Origin of the sequence: Rathayibacter sp. AY2B7 (assembly GCF_002931635.1) — a bacterium.
Lineage (GTDB): Bacteria > Actinomycetota > Actinomycetes > Actinomycetales > Microbacteriaceae > Rathayibacter.
In genome coordinates this window covers 15979-29121 of record NZ_PSUC01000031.1, presented here as the reverse complement: position 1 = coordinate 29121, position 13143 = coordinate 15979, and the positions used below count along the sequence as shown (strand labels likewise).

Sequence of the window (13143 nt, the reverse complement as noted above, 5' to 3'; positions counted from 1 at the left end):
AGGCTCTGCTTGCGCGCGATGGCGGTGGCGCGGTAGCCCGGCGTCGAGGTGGGGACGAGGAAGCCCTTCACCTGGCCGTCCTCCGCGTCCTTCGCCCAGATTACGGTCACGTCGCTGAAGGTCGCATTGCCGATCCAGCGCTTCTCGCCGTCGAGGATCCAGTCGTCGCCGTCCCGGCGGGCGGTGGTGCGCAGGCCCTGGGCGGAGTCTGAGCCGGAGTGCGGCTCGGTGAGGCCGAAGGCGCCGACGACCTCGCCCGAGGCGAGCTTCGGCAGCCACTCGGCGCGCTGCTCCTCGGAGCCGGCGACGCCGACCGTGCCCATCACCAGGCCGTTCTGCACGCCGACGTAGGTCGCGATGCCCGCGTCCACCCGGCCCAGCTCGAGCGCCACCCAGCCGCGGAACACGGCGGAGTTCTCGATCGCGCGGGTCTCGGGCCAGGAGAGGCCGATGACGCCGGTGGCGTGGATCCCGGGGATCAGCTGCCGCGGGAACTCCGCGCGCTCCCAGTACTCGTCGGCGATCGGCCGCACCTGCTCCTCGAGGAACGAGCGGACGCCGACCAGCAGCTCCTTCTCGGCGGGCGTGAGCGCCGCCTCGAACCCGTAGAAGTCGGCCCCCAGGGTCTCGAAGGTCGTGCTGTCCATGCTCTGTGCTCCCTCGCTCGTCGGATGCGGCACGGCGACCGCTCCGACGGCGACAGTGCTGCGACTCCCAGCGTACGAAGCGCGCCTGCGAGTGCCGCGTCCGCTGGCGGAGAGCACCAACAGGCGGGCCCTCCTCCCGGGCCCGCGTTGTGGATCCTGCTAGCGTCGCAGCGGAGCGGCCCCGGCGCGTCCGGCTGAGCGGCTCGGACCCACCCCTCGGACGGAAGGCCAGCGCTCCCGTGTTCATCCCGATCGGCAACACCCCCCGCGACTACGCCTGGGGCTCGCTCACCGGCATCTCGGAGGCCCTCGGCACCGCGCCCTCCGGCGCCCCCGAGGCCGAGCTCTGGCTCGGCGCGCACCCGGGCTCGCCCGCGCGCGTCCTCGACCCCGCCTCGGTCGGCGCCGGCACGCTCGCCGAGTGGATCGCCGATCACCCCGAGGCGGCGCTCGCCGGAGTGGAGGGGTCGGTCGATCCGGTCTCGGGCGCTCCCCGTCTGCCGTTCCTGCTCAAGATCCTCGCGGCGGGCGGGCCGTTGTCGCTCCAGGCCCACCCCTCGTCCGCGCGGGCCCGGCGCCGGTTCGTCGAGGAGGAGGAGGCCGGCATCCCCCGCGACGCCGCCGATCGCAACTACAAGGACCCGTTCCACAAGCCCGAGCTGATCTACGCGCTCAGCGAGACCTTCGACGCGCTCTGCGGCTTCCGTGAGCCGGCGGACGCCCGGGCGCTGCTCGCCGAGCTGGCCGGGCGCGCCCCGGCGGAGGAGGCGGCCGCGATCGCGCGGTTCGCTCGGACGCTCGAGGGCGAGCCCTCGGAGGTCCTCCGCGGCGCCGTGTCGTGGCTGCTCGCCGACGGCGACCGCGCCGAGGTCGCCGCGCTGGTGTCCGCGATCGTCGCGGCGTCCGCGGGCGACGACCGCCTCGAGACGACCACGGTCCGGGACCTGGCCGAGAGCTACCCGGGCGACCCCGGCATCGTGCTCTCGCTCCTGCTCAACCGCGTCCGCCTCGCCCGCGGCGAGGTGCTCTACCTGCCCGCCGGCAACATCCACGCCTACCTCGCGGGCACGGGCGTGGAGCTGATGGCCGCCTCCGACAACGTGCTGCGCGGGGGCCTCACGCCCAAGCACATCGACGTGCCCGAGCTGGTGAGCGTGCTCGAGTTCTCGCCGCTGCCCGTGCCCTACCTCCCGGCCGAGCAGGCCGGGCCGGGCGTGCGCGTCTACCGTCCGGACGTCCCCGACTTCGTGCTCGCCGTCGTGGAGCCGGAGTCGGAGACGCCGGCCCGCGTCGCCCTGCACGGACCCGCCATCGCGATCGCGACCGAGGGCTCGTTCTCGCTCGAGGGCGCCGAGGGCTCGGTCCGCGTCGAGCGCGGCGGCAGCGTGTTCGTGACCCCGTCGGAGGGCGCTCTCGCCGTCACCGGACGGGGCAGGCTCTTCGTCGCGACGGTCTGATCCCTCCAGCGATCCCGGTGCCGGCCGCTCAGGCGGCGAATGTGCGGCGGTAGGCCGCCGGCGTGGTCCGCAGGACGCGCGTGAAGTGGTGGCGCATCACCGCGGCCGTGCCGAAGCCGACCCGCGCGGCGACCGCCTCGAGGGTCAGCTCCGTCTCCTCCAGGAGCACCTGCGCCCGGAGGAGGCGCTGGCGGGTGAGCCAGGCGAGCGGAGTCGTGCCGAGGTCGGCCCGGAAGCGGCGCGCGAAGGTGCGGGGGGCCATCAGGGCGCGACGGGCCAGCGCCTCGATCGAGAGGTCCTCGTCGAGGTGCTCCAGCATCCACTCGGTGACCTCGGCCAGCGAGTCCGCGCGCGCCTCGGGAACAGGGGTCCGCAGGTACTGCGCCTGCCCGCCGTGGCGCTGCGGGGGCACGACCATCCGCCGGGCGACGACGCTCGCCGCCGTCGCGCCCAGCTCCTCGCGCACCACGTGCAGCGCCGCGTCGATGCCGGCCGCGGTGCCCGCGCTCGTCACGATGCGCCCCTCCTGCACGTAGAGCACCTCGGGGTCCACCGTGACGGAGGGGAAGCGCCGGGCGAGCTCCGCGGCGTGCATCCAGTGGGTGGTCGCGCGCCGGCCGTCGAGCAGACCCGCCTGCGCCAGGGTGAAGGCCCCGCTGCAGACGCTGAGGATCCACGCGCCGCGCTCGTGAGCCTCGCGGAGGAGGTCGAGCACCCGCTCGTCGGCGGGCCCGCGGCCGTGGGCGGGGACGGCGATCAGGTCCGCGTCTCGGGCCGCGTCGAGACCATCGGCGATCAGCAGGTCGAATCCGAGGCTCGTCCGGACGGGGCCCGGAGAGGGAGTGGCGATCCGGAAGTCGAGGGCGGGACCTCCGTCGGCGCCGCGGTCGATCCCGAACACCTCGCAGACGACCCCGAACTCGAACGGCGCGAGGCCGGGCAGGGCGAGGAGGGCGACGGAGCGGAGCACGGCGGCAGGATATCGCCACCCGGCGTCATCCGGCCGATCCGCGCCGCCGATCCCCGCCGCTAGGGTGTCTTCCGGTGCGCGGAGTCGCGGGCCCGGACCGAGGAGGATCCACATGGCATGGCTGGTCACCGGGGGAGCCGGGTACATCGGAGCGCACGTGGTGCGCGCGTTCTCGGAGCAGGGCATCGACCCCGTCGTCCTCGACGACCTCTCCTCGGGGCACGCGTCGTTCGTGCCCGAGGGCGTCCCGTTCCACCAGGGCTCGATCCTCGACGAGGCCCTGCTCGACCGCGTGCTCGCCGAGCACGACATCGAGGGCGTCGTCCACGTCGCCGGGTTCAAGTACGCCGGAGTCTCGGTGCAGCGCCCCCTGCACACCTACGAGCAGAACGTCACCGGCACCATGCGCGTGCTGGCGGCGATGGAGCGCGCCGGGGTCTCCTCGATCGTCTTCTCCTCGAGCGCTGCCGTCTACGGCGCAGTCGACGTCGAGATCGTCACCGAGGACACCCCTAAGAGCCCGGAATCGCCCTACGGCGAGTCGAAGCTGATCGGCGAGTGGCTGCTCGCGGACGCGGGGCGGGCGCACGGCGTCCGGCACGCCTCCCTGCGCTACTTCAACGTCGTCGGGTCCGGCTACCCGGACGTCTACGACACCAGCCCCCACAACCTCTTCCCCCTCGTCTTCGAGGCGCTGCTGGACGGCCGCACGCCCCGGATCAACGGCGACGACTACCCGACGCCGGACGGCACCTGCGTCCGCGACTACATCCACGTCGCCGACCTGGCGCTCGCGCACGTCGCCGCGGCGCGCCGCCTGGCCGCCGGCGAGCCGATCGACCCGGTCTACAACCTGGGCAGCGGATCCGGGGCCTCCGTCGGCGAGATCATGCGCGCGATCGCCGACAGCACCGGCATCGCCTTCACGCCCGAGGTCGCCCCACGGCGGCCGGGCGATCCGCCCCGCATCGTCGCCTCCGGCGCGACAGCGGCCCGCGACCTGGGCTGGGAGATGCGGCACACGGTCGCCGAGATGGTGGAGAGCGCCTGGCGCGCACGGAGCGCCGCGACCGCCTGATCGGATCTCACGTTCGCGACACGCCGGTGTGTCGTGAACCCTCCACGGCGGGTTGAGGGTTTATGGTCCGCGACTTGACCTGAGCGAATGACACCGCTGTAATTACCTAGGCAGCGGCTCCGGGAGGAGTGGCCGCCGATCATCGGTTCGCAGGCGGGGTAGGAGACGGCATGACGCTTCCGGAACAGCACTCCGGAGTCCCCGAGGACTGGTTCGTCGATCCGGTCCGTCTGGGCGTGCCCGGGGTCCGACCCGGGGTCGACACCGCGACCGAGGCGCCGGGGGGCGCGCTCTCCTGGCAGGTCGACTCGCTGTGCGCGCAGACTGATCCCGAGGCCTTCTTCCCCGAGAAGGGCGGCTCGACCCGCGACGCCAAGAAGATCTGCACCTCGTGCGAGGTCCGGGCCCAGTGCCTCGAGTACGCGCTCGAGAACGACGAGCGCTTCGGCATCTGGGGCGGCCTCTCCGAGCGCGAGCGCCGGAAGCTGCGCCGCCGGGCCTAGTCCCCTCCTCGCCGCGACCCGACCGACGGGGCGGCGAGCCGCAGGCGGGCGGCGCGGCGGCATCGCTTAGGGTGGTCCGCGATGTATCCACGAGTCACCGCCGTCCTCGTCGCGCGCAACGGCGCGGCCTATCTGGAACGAACCCTCGCGGCCCTGCGGGCGCAGACCCGTCAGCCCGACGCGACGGTGTTCGTCGACGGAGGCTCGAAGGACACGACCGACGAGCTCCTCGCGTCCTGGGGTCCGACGCAGCTCGTGCAGGTCGCCGAGCACCTCCCCTTCGGCCAGGCCGTGGCCCGCGCTGTCCGCGTGATGCAGCCGCCGGCCGGAGAGGACGAGTGGCTGTGGCTGCTCGCGCAGGACTCCGCCCCCGAGCCCGGCGCCCTCGCGGCGCTGCTGGGAGCCGTCGAGGTCGCCCCCTCCGTCGCCGTCGCCGGTCCCAAGATCATGGACTGGACGCGCTCCGGCTACATCCGCAGCTACGGCGAGTCGATCACCAAGCACGGCACGACCGTCCACCTCGTCGAGGACGAGCTCGACCAGGGCCAGCACGACTCCACGCCCGACGTCCTGGCCGTCGCCGCCGGCGGCATGCTCGTGCGCCACTCCCTCTGGGAGGAGCTCGGCGGCTTCGACCCCGGCTTGCCGGTCGTCGACGACGCGCTCGACTTCTCGATCCGCACCCGGCTCGCCGGGCACCGGGTCAGCCGCGTGCCGGACGCCCGCGTCACCACCGCCCGCATCGGGCTGCAGCGCCCCGACGGCCGCCGCATCGACAGCGGCGAACGGCGCCGGGCGCGTCAGCACCGCACCGCGCAGCTGCACCGCCGGCTCGCCTACGCGCCCGTCGCGCTCCTCCTCCTGCACTGGCTCTCGCTCGTCCCGCTGGCGATCGGTCGCGCGGTCGTGCGCCTGCTGCGCAAGCAGCCCGGGCTGGTCGGAGGGGAGCTGCTGGCGGCCCTCGTCGTCGCCTTCGGGGGGACGAAGGTGCTGCGGGCCCGCACCGTTCTCCGCTCGTCGAAGAACGTGGGCTGGAAGGCGATCGCGCCGCTCCGCATCCCGCTGGACGTGGTGCGGCAGCTGCGCTCGGTGCGCCACGACGCGGTGCGCGTGCAGGCCGGGCGGGATCGCCATCCGCTGCACTTCTTCCAGGGCGGGGGAGTGTGGGTCGTCCTCGTCGCCGCGCTCGCCGGCCTGGTGGTCTACACGCCGCTCCTCGCTGCTCCCGCGCTCAGCGGCGGTGGTCTGCTGACGCTCTCGCCGACCGTCGGCGAGCTGTGGCGCAACGCGGCCTACGGCTGGCGCGACCTCGGCTCGGGGTTCATCGGCGCGGCGGATCCGTTCGCCGCCGTCCTCGCCGTGCTCGGCTCGCTGACCTTCTGGTCGCCCAGCTACTCGATGGTGCTGCTCTATCTCGTCGCGCTCCCCGCTGCCGCCCTCGGCGCCTGGCTGATGATCGCGCGGCTCACCCCGCGCGCGACCGCCCGCGCCGCCGGAGCCCTCGTCTACATCCTCGCTCCCGCCTTCTTCGCCGCGCAGGCCGACGGGCGCCCCGCCCCGCTGCTGGTGCACGTGCTGCTTCCCTGGCTCTTCTTCGCCGGGTTCGGCGCGTACCGCTCCTGGTCCGCCTCCGCGAGCGCCTCGATCCTGGCTGCGGCCGTCGTCGCGTGCGCGCCGGTGCTGGCCGTGCCGCTCCTGGTGATCTGGCTCGTCGTCGTCGCCACCTCGGGGCGGCGGATCGGCCGCTTCCTCGGCCTGCCGATCCCCGCGGCCGTCCTCCTCTTCCCGCTGGTGGTCGCCCGCGCACCGCGGGGCGACTGGCTCGGCGTCCTCGCGGATCCGGGCGTCCCGCTGCCCTCCGCGCAGTCGGACCTCGTCGCGCTGCTCGCCGGCTTCCCGGCCGGTCTGCCCGACGGATGGCTCGCGTTCCTCGGCGGTCTGGGGATCGGCACCTCCGCCGCCCCGCTGGTCACGGCCGTGCTCGTCGTGCCGCTGATCGTCGCGGCGCTGGCCGCCCTCCTCCTCCCGAACAACCTCTCGGCCCTCGGCGGCGTCGGCGTCGCGGCGGCGGGTCTCGTGACCGCCTCGCTCGCCCAGGGCGTGCAGGTCGCGACCACCGGCTCCGAGGCGGTCTCCGTCTGGAGCGGCACCGGTCTCAGCCTCTACTGGCTCGGCCTGGTGATCGGCGCGTCGCTCTCGCTCGCCGCCGTGCGCTCGGTGCGCGTGGTGCCGGCGCTCGTCGTCACGGCCGCGGCGGCAGCACTGGTCGGTCCGCTCGCGGTGGCCTTCCCGACCGGCGCCGGCACGTCCGTGTCGACCACGTCGGACCGCTCGCTCCCCGCCTACGTGGCGGCCGAGGCCCGGAACGACCCGCGGGTGGGCACGATCGTGCTCGTCCCGCAGGCGGACGGCGGCGTCCTCGCCCGACTGGAGCGCGGAGCGGGCGCGACCCTCGACCAGCAGTCGACCCTCGCGAACACCGGCGCCGAGAGCACGGACGCGATCGACGAGCTGGCGGGCAACCTCGTCTCGCGGACGGGCTACGACGTCCCCTCCGCGCTCGAGAGCCTCGGCGTGCGCTTCGTCGTGCTGACCGAGCCGGCCGGCACCCAGGTCGGCGACGCGGCCGCCGCCGTGCGCGCGCGGGCGGCCGTCTCCCTCGACGGCAACGCGGCGTTCTCGGCCGTCGGCGACACCCGCTACGGGCTCCTCTGGACGGCCGTCGACACGGAGGGGACCCGCACCGAGGCCGCTCCGTCCGGCGTGGTCGGACCCTTCGGGATCGCCTACACGATCGCCCTCCTCCTCGTCTTCGTCGTCGCCCTCCTGCTGGCGGTGCCCACCGGGCTCTCCCTCGAGCGGGGCCGCTCCAGCGGCGCGGTCGCCGGGATCGACGACGAGCCGGGCGAGGCCACCGGCCAGTTCGACGACGGGAACGACGATGTCTGACCCCGCCGACCAGGAGAAGCAGATGCCCGAGTCCTCCGCCCGCCGCTCCCGCGCGGAGCGCCGCGCCGATCGCGTCGCGGCCTCGACGCCCGATCGCGCACCCTCGGCCGCCCGTCGGCGCCGGACGGCCCTGCGCGGTGCGGTGGGCGCGGCCGGAGTCGTGATCGCCGCGGCCGCCGTGGTCGTGCCCCAGCTCCTCCCGTCCCCCCTGGTCTCGAGCGCCGCGGAGGGCGTCGTCGTGACGCCCGTCGCGGCCGACAGCTCGCTGGTCTGCGGCGGCGATCTGATCGACGCCGGAGAGCCGGAGCAGCTGCGCGCCCTCGACGGCGCGGCGACCGCGGTCCGGCCCGAGGGCTCCACCTCGGACCCCACTGTCCTCGACGAGGACGATGTCGCCGCACCGGGCACCGGCATCACCGGTCTGAGCGTGCCCGCGGGCTCCGACCCCGCTCCCGGTGGAGCCACCGTCCAGGCCATCGGCACGGACACCCTTTCCGGACTGTCCGCCCGCGCCTGCGCCGAGCCCTCGGCCGACAGCTGGCTCGTGGCCGGCTCGACCGACGTCGGGCGCACCTCCGTGCTGATCCTGGCGAACCCGAGCGAGGTCGCCTCCACCGTCGACCTCACGCTCTTCTCCGAGACCGGCACCGTCCAGGCCACCGGCGCCACGGGCATCGTCGTTCCGGCCGGAGCGGTCCGCGCGCTCCCGCTCGCGGGGCTCGCCCCCGGGGTCGTCCAGCCCGTCGTGCACGTGACCGCCCGTGGCGGCGAGGTCGCCGCGAGCATGCAGAGCAGCGCCATCTCCGGGCTCACCCCGGAGGGCGTCGAGACCACCGGCCCCTCCGCCGGCCCGGACACGCTCGCCGTGATCGCCGGCTTCACCGTCACGTCGCCTCCGGCCGAGACCGCGAGCGACGACGGCAGCGGCGGCGCGGGCAGCCCCGTGCTGCGCATCCTCACCCCCGGCGACGCCGACAGCACGGTCTCGGTCGAGGTCACCAACGAGGACCCGAGCGGGTCGGGCGCCTCCACCCAGGTCGTCGTCCCCGCCGGCCTCGTCGGCGAGGTCCCGCTCACGGGCCTGGCGGACGGCTCCTACCGCATCGTCCTGCGGGCCGATCAGCCGATCGTCGCGGCGGGGCGGACGACCTCGACCGGCTCGGCCGGCACGGACTTCGCCTGGTTCGCCTCCGGCACCGCGACCACGACGCCCTTCGGCGTCGCCGGCACGCGCGAGGGCGACGCGCGACTGCACCTGGTCAACGGCAGCGACTCGACCGCCTCGGTCGAGATCGAGGCCCCGGGCGGCACCCGCACGCTCGAGCTCGGCCCGTTCGCGGCTCTCGCGACCCCGCTGGACGGCGACGGCGCGGTCGTCAGCAGCACCCAGCCGGTGCAGGCCTCGGTCTCGATCGCGCGCGACGGGCGGATCGCCTCGTACACGATCGTCCCGCCGGGACCGCTCTCCTCGCCGATCACGGTCTACTCGCACTGAGACGCGGGGCGGCGGCGCCTCGGCGCTGCCGGCGCCTCAGAGCTGCCGGCGCCTCAGGGGTGCCGGTAGCGGTCCGGGGAGATGTCCCACGGGTCGCGGCCGAGCAGCTCCGCGACGGCGCGGAACACGTAGCTCTCGATCAGCATGCGCTGGTGCCACTCGTCGCGGCGGTGCAGCTTCGCCAGGCGCTCGATCGGCACGCGGTAGAGCGTGATGCGGCGCGCGGCGTGGTCGACGCGCCACCGCGCGATGCCCGTGCCCTGCAGCCGGTCGGGGTCGACATCGGGAGTCGCCGCGACGTCGACGCGGATGCCGGCGAGCTCCTCCGGCCAGGTGCCGCGCAGGTAGTCGAAGGCCGAGCCGATCGTCGCCTCGAAGAAGTCGGAGCGGGTCTGCAGCAGGGGGAGGTGCGGACCGGTGATCGGCCCTCGTGCGCCGCGGCCGTGCCGGTCGCGGGAGCCTCCGCGCGACCCGCTCGTCGGGCGAGCGGCGGAACGACGAGCACGGGGCATGGCTCCAGCCTATTGCTACTGTGGGCGGCGATGACCGGACGGCACTGCTCGCGGACGGGCTGCCGCGCGCAGGCCGTCGTCACGCTGACCTACGACTACCGCGACTCGCTGGTGGCGGTCGGGCCGCTGAGTCCTGCACCGGATCCGCACGGCTACGACCTCTGCGCCGAGCACGACCGGCGGCTCCTCGTCCCGCGCGGCTGGGAGACCGTCCGCTACGGCGCGGGACCCGCCTAGGCCGCTGCCGCGCGCGTCAGGACCGCTCGGGGAAGCCGCGCGGTGTGCTCGAGAGCACGGGGGCCAGCCGCTCGAGGCGCTGGTCGGACAGCAGAAGCGCGCGCTCCTCCCGCGCCCGGCGGAGTGCGGCCACGGCGAGGAGGAAGTCCTCCGCGGACGCGGCGGGCAGCGGGGAGACGTGGACCGCGGTCTCGTCGGCCAGAGCGGCGGCGAGCTGCGAGCGCGAGGGCTCCGTCATGCCGTGGCGCTGACGGAGGAACTGCGCCAGTCGGCGCGCCAGCGCGTCGGGGAGGCGCGCGGTGTCCGCCGTGACGGCCCAGCCCCGCAGCGGCTCCGGGATCTCGACGACCAGCGGCTCCGCGCGGGGGACGCGCTCGAGCTGGCTGTGCGTGCCGGCGAGGACGTCGCCGAGACGGCGCGATCGGCGCGAGAGGAGGCCGACGACCGCGGCGAGCCCGCCGAAGGTCATCAGGATCTCGAGGACGCCGGTGAGGCCGCGCACGAGGGCGTGCCGGAAGCCGATGGAACCGCCGTCGTCGCGGACGACGCGAGCGCCGACGGTGAGCTTCCCGAGCGAGCGGCCGCGACTGGCCGTCTCGACGGTGACCGGCACGATCACCACGGCGATGACGAGGGCCGCGATCGCCACGGCGGCCGAGGCGGCGGGGTCCAGGCCGCCGTCCCCGGAGAGGGAGGAGACCAGCAGGAACAGGCCCAGCGCGAGCAGGAGCTCCGCGATCAGGTCGATGATCGCGCCGACCGCGCGGAGCACGAACGAGGTGACGGGCACCTCGAGCGCGATCGCCTCGCCGGTGATCAGGTCGGCGTCGTCGAACTCGGTGCGCTGCTCCTCCACGGTGCTCCTCCCGGATGCTCGGCCTCGGCGGCGTGCCTGACTATCCTGTCAGGAGATGGACATCGACGCTCTCTCGGCCGCCCGCGCTGCGCAGTGGACCCGCCTCGACGAGCTCTCGCGCAGGCGCCGCCTGACCGGAGCCGAGGCGGACGAGCTGATCGAGCGCTACCAGGCGGCCTCGGCGGACCTCGCCACGATCTCCTCCACCGCCGGATCGACGGCCGTCGGCACGCGGCTCGCCGTCTCGCTCTCGCGGGCTCGGGGACGCCTGACCGGCACGCGAGACGAGCCGCTCGCCGCGGTCTCCCGCTTCGTCGTCCTCTCGCTCCCGGCCGCTCTGCACCGGCTGCGCTGGCTGACGCTCGCCGTCGCCCTCGCGACCGCGGTGGTGGCGACGCTCTACGCGCTCTGGATCCTGGGCGACCCGCGCCTGCTCGCCGCGCTGGGCGACGACGAGGAGCTGCGGCGCTTCGCCCGGGGCGACTTCATCGACTACTACTCCGAGAACCCCGCCGCCTCGTTCGCCGGGCAGGTCTGGACCAACAACGCGTGGATCGCGGCGCAGTGCGTGGCCTTCGGGATCGTCGGCGTCTACGTGCCGTACATCCTGCTGCAGAACGCGCAGAACCTCGGTACGTCGATCGCGGTGATGTTCCACGTGGGGGAGGGCGACACGTTCTTCCTCTACATCGCGCCGCACGGACAGCTCGAGCTGACGGCCGTGTTCGTCGCCGCGGCCGCGGGCCTGCGGATCTTCTGGGCCTGGATCGCTCCCGGCGCGCGCACCCGCGGCCAGGCGCTCGCCGAGGACGCGCGGAGCCTGTTCACGGTGGCGATCGGCCTGGTCTTCGTGCTGCTCGTCTCGGGCGTGATCGAGGGGTTCGTCACTCCGGCGCCCTGGCCCTGGTGGCTCAAGATCGGGATCGGGGCGCTCGCCCTCGGCGCGTTCCTCTTTTACATGATCGTCGTCGGCGGGCGCGCGGTGCGGGCGGGGGAGACGGGGGACCTCGACCGGTTCGAGGCCGGGTCGCGGAGCATCGCGGCCGGCTGAGCCGCGCCGGACGAGCGCAGCCGTCGGAGCGGGGCCGTCGATCAGCGCTCCCGGGACCGACGACGGCCCCTCTCGCAGGTCAGAGCCGTCCGGCCGCCTTGAGCGCGAGGTAGCGGTCCGCGAGCGCCGGCGGGAGCGCGGAGGGGCTGCCGAGCACGACGTCCCCGCCGAGACGGCGGACGGCGGCCGAGAGCCGGTCGACGTCCGCGAGCGAGCGCTCCGCGGCGGCGGCGGAGTAGACCGCGGCCCGGTCGCTCCGGTCCTCCGCCATCCGCTGCAGCTCGGGGTCGAGCGCGCAGGCGACGACGACCGTGTGCACGCGGGTGAGCTGCGGGAGCACCGCGAGGAGCCCCTCCGCCGAGCCGACCGAGTCGAGCGCGGTGAGGAGGACCACCAGCGAGCGCTGGGAGGCCAGGGTGCGCACCTGCGCGGGGACCGCCGCCCAGTCGGTCTCGATGAGCTGGGGCTGCACGGGGGCGAGGGCGTCCACGACGCGGGTCAGCACCTCCGTGCCGGTCGCGCCGTGCACGCGGGCTCGCCGGGTGCGGTCGAACGCGAGCACGTCGACCCGGTCGCCGGCCGAGGCCGCGAGGGCCGCCAGGAGGAGTGACGCCTCGATCGCCGTGTCCAGGCGCGGCTCGTCCTCGATCCGGGCGGCGGACGTGCGGCCCGTGTCGAGCACGACGATCACGCGCCGGTCGCGCTCCGGGCGCCAGGTGCGGACGACCGGCTCCCGGCGCCGCGCGGTCGCCCGCCAGTCGAGCGAGCGGACGTCGTCGCCGCGGACGTACTCGCGCAGGCTGTCGAACTCCGTTCCCTGCCCGCGGATCATCACGCTGGTCCGCCCCTCCAGCTCGCGCAGCCGCGCCAGGCGCGAGGGCAGGTGGCGACGGGAGCGGAAGGCGGGCAGCACCCGGACGACGGCCGGCGCGGCCCGCGTCGCCTGGCGGCCGGCCAGCCCGAGCGGCCCGCGGGAGCGGATGGTGACGTGGAGTGCCCGGCGCTCGCCGCGGCGGAGCGGCTCCAGGACCGTGGTCACCGCGCGGCGCTCGCCCGGCGGCAGACGCAGGGACGACCGGGTCTCGAGGGCGCCGGCCGAGGGCTCCCAGGCGTCGCGGAGGACCCCCGTGATCCTCCTGCGGCCGGTGCTCGTGACCAGGAGGGTCGCCTCGGCCCGCTCGCCGAGCCGCACCCGGTCCGGCACCCGCCGCTCGAGCACGACGGCCCGGGGCGAGCCCGCGACCGCGACGTCGATCCCGACGAGGACCGCCCAGGCCAGGAGCCAGAGGCCGAGCACGGCGAAGCCGACCTCGGGGCGGCCGCCCAGGAGGACGACCGGCACCAGGCCGACGAGGAGGACGAGGACGCTGCGTCCGGTGAGGTGCACG

The 13143-nt window shown here is 75.0% G+C and carries 12 protein-coding genes; 7 read left to right on the top strand and 5 right to left on the bottom strand.

Going from position 1 to position 13143, the window contains the following annotated elements; genetic code table 11:
* Positions 1-647, bottom strand: a 647-nt coding sequence (locus C5C27_RS07580; protein WP_181133473.1) for an acyl-CoA dehydrogenase family protein, incomplete at its 3' end; no start/stop codon positions are given.
* 239 nt (positions 648-886) lie between these two features.
* On the opposite strand from C5C27_RS07580, the gene manA reads away from it, so the two are divergent.
* On the top strand, positions 887-2104 hold the full coding sequence (gene manA, locus C5C27_RS07575) for a mannose-6-phosphate isomerase, class I (RefSeq protein WP_104314033.1): 1218 nt from the start codon (positions 887-889) through the stop codon (positions 2102-2104).
* A gap of 28 nt (positions 2105-2132) precedes the next feature.
* Here manA and C5C27_RS07570 read toward each other — a convergent pair whose 3' ends face one another.
* Positions 2133-3074 carry a GlxA family transcriptional regulator gene (locus C5C27_RS07570; RefSeq protein ID WP_104314032.1) on the bottom strand — a complete coding sequence of 314 codons (942 nt, stop codon included), beginning with the start codon at positions 3072-3074 and terminating at the stop codon, positions 2133-2135.
* Positions 3075-3186: 112 nt separating this feature from the next.
* Here C5C27_RS07570 and galE point away from each other — a divergent pair, with 112 nt between their 5' ends.
* The 4 genes from galE (at position 3187) to C5C27_RS07550 (ending at position 9099) form a co-directional block, all read left to right on the top strand.
* Positions 3187-4152, top strand: coding sequence for a UDP-glucose 4-epimerase GalE (galE, locus tag C5C27_RS07565; protein ID WP_104232806.1), 966 nt, complete (start codon positions 3187-3189; stop codon positions 4150-4152).
* Between the two features lie 170 nt (positions 4153-4322).
* Positions 4323-4655: a WhiB family transcriptional regulator gene (locus C5C27_RS07560; RefSeq protein WP_104314031.1), complete on the top strand. Its 333-nt coding sequence runs from the start codon at positions 4323-4325 to the stop codon at positions 4653-4655.
* An 81-nt stretch (positions 4656-4736) separates the two neighbouring features.
* Complete coding sequence (locus tag C5C27_RS07555; protein ID WP_104314030.1) at positions 4737-7604, top strand: glycosyltransferase family 2 protein; 2868 nt, start codon at positions 4737-4739, stop codon at positions 7602-7604.
* On the top strand, positions 7597-9099 hold the full coding sequence (locus tag C5C27_RS07550) for a DUF5719 family protein (protein ID WP_146079624.1): 1503 nt from the start codon (positions 7597-7599) through the stop codon (positions 9097-9099). The genes C5C27_RS07555 and C5C27_RS07550 overlap by 8 nt, the downstream gene beginning before the upstream one ends.
* A gap of 53 nt (positions 9100-9152) precedes the next feature.
* Here C5C27_RS07550 and C5C27_RS07545 read toward each other — a convergent pair whose 3' ends face one another.
* On the bottom strand, positions 9153-9611 hold the full coding sequence (locus C5C27_RS07545; protein WP_104224142.1) for a metallopeptidase family protein: 459 nt from the start codon (positions 9609-9611) through the stop codon (positions 9153-9155).
* 30 nt (positions 9612-9641) lie between these two features.
* Between C5C27_RS07545 and C5C27_RS07540 the strand changes: the two genes are divergently transcribed.
* Positions 9642-9848: a DUF3499 family protein gene (locus C5C27_RS07540; RefSeq protein ID WP_104224141.1), complete on the top strand. Its 207-nt coding sequence runs from the start codon at positions 9642-9644 to the stop codon at positions 9846-9848.
* A 16-nt stretch (positions 9849-9864) separates the two neighbouring features.
* Here the strand turns inward: C5C27_RS07540 and C5C27_RS07535 are convergent, their stop codons facing one another.
* On the bottom strand, positions 9865-10704 hold the full coding sequence (locus tag C5C27_RS07535; protein WP_258066547.1) for an RDD family protein: 840 nt from the start codon (positions 10702-10704) through the stop codon (positions 9865-9867).
* Between the two features lie 55 nt (positions 10705-10759).
* Between C5C27_RS07535 and C5C27_RS07530 the strand changes: the two genes are divergently transcribed.
* Positions 10760-11755, top strand: a complete 996-nt coding sequence (locus C5C27_RS07530; RefSeq protein WP_104232803.1) for a stage II sporulation protein M — start codon at positions 10760-10762, stop codon at positions 11753-11755.
* Positions 11756-11834: 79 nt separating this feature from the next.
* Here C5C27_RS07530 and C5C27_RS07525 read toward each other — a convergent pair whose 3' ends face one another.
* A complete protein-coding gene (locus C5C27_RS07525; protein WP_104314028.1) occupies positions 11835-13142 on the bottom strand; it encodes a DUF58 domain-containing protein in 1308 nt (435 codons plus the stop codon).
* Between the last annotated feature and the right edge of the window lies 1 nt (position 13143).